A 1,109-nucleotide genomic window follows, 5' to 3' on the forward strand; every position below is an offset into this window, starting at 1 on the left:
GATTTGCCGGGGGGCCCACTGATGTGTGCGGGAATTGCACCGCGGCGCAGCCCCACCGGGGCCGCGCCGCGAAGCAGCGTCAGTGGTTGTTGACGCCGTTGCCCGTCAGGACGGGGATGTCCTCCAGGATGTGCGAGAGCGGCTCGTCGCCCTTGGCCTGGGTGGAGTTCTCGACACACTGCTGGTTCTGCGGCGCGGACAGGATCGGGATGTCCTGGACACCGACCGGCACCAGGCCGACGAGCGAGGTGGCGTTGAGCTTCGCGGGCAGGCCGATGCAGGGCTTGTTGAGCGAGCCCTGCACCAGGGACATCTGCGGGCTCATGTCACCGCTGGTCTCCGCGTTGCCGTAGTGCTGCTCCGCCTTGTTTCCACTCGCCGAGGTGGTGCCACCGTCGTCCGTGATCGCCATGGCCTGCGGAGCGCCGATGACACTGAGGCCCACCGCGGACGCTGCGAACACGGCGCTTGCCATGACCTTCTTCATCTCTGAATTCCTTCTTTCCCACTGGAGTGCCCCGAGCTGAGGCTCCCTGGAAAACTCTTCGGAGCTCCTTTGGTTATCGCCATTCACTCGTACGGCTCCCCCGTCGATTAAATGAAGAACGGACCGGATGGAAATCACAGCGCCAGGCGTCCATCAGACCGTTTTTATTCCATTCGGGTGAACGGAAGGAACCAAACCGGAGGTCCCCTGGTTGAGCAGGACGCAAGACCGTCTGTCCGAAACGAAGAGGGAAATGTAAATGCTGAAGAAGATGATGGTCACGGCCGCAGTCGCAGCGTCCGCGGTGGGCTTCGCCGCTCCGCAGGCCATGGCGATCGCGGACGACGGTGGCACGACGTCGCTGAGCGGCAACGGTGCCGAGCAGCACTACGGCAACTCGGAGACCCGCGGCGACATGAGCCCGCAGATGTCCCTGGTGCAGGGCTCGCTCAACAAGCCCTGCATCGGCCTGCCGGCCAAGGCGAACCTCACGTCGCTCGTGGGTGTCGTGCCGGTCGGCGTCCAGGACATCCCGATCCTGTCCGCGCCGCAGAACCAGCAGTGTGTCGAGAACTCCACCCAGGCCAAGGGTGACGAGCCGCTCTCGCACATCCTGGAGGAC

2 protein-coding genes are annotated in these 1,109 nt (G+C 64.5%); one reads left to right on the forward strand and one right to left on the reverse strand.

Annotation, left to right across the window (positions count from 1 at the left end):
• Positions 1-79: 79 nt before the first annotated feature.
• Entirely contained in the window at positions 80-487 is a 408-nt protein-coding gene (locus tag ACWGIG_RS39035) for a rodlin (RefSeq protein ID WP_453326462.1), read from the reverse strand.
• A gap of 259 nt (positions 488-746) precedes the next feature.
• Here ACWGIG_RS39035 and ACWGIG_RS39040 point away from each other — a divergent pair.
• Positions 747-1,109, forward strand: a 363-nt coding sequence (locus ACWGIG_RS39040; protein ID WP_453326463.1) for a rodlin, incomplete at its 3' end; no start/stop codon positions are given.

This window comes from Streptomyces sp. NPDC054863 (assembly GCF_053610825.1).

Excerpts from the sequence above, each read along its gene's own strand:
- ACWGIG_RS39035 (WP_453326462.1), bottom strand. The coding sequence starts at position 487 with ATGAAGAAGGTCATGGCAAGCGCCGTGTTCGCAGCGTCCGCGGTGGGC.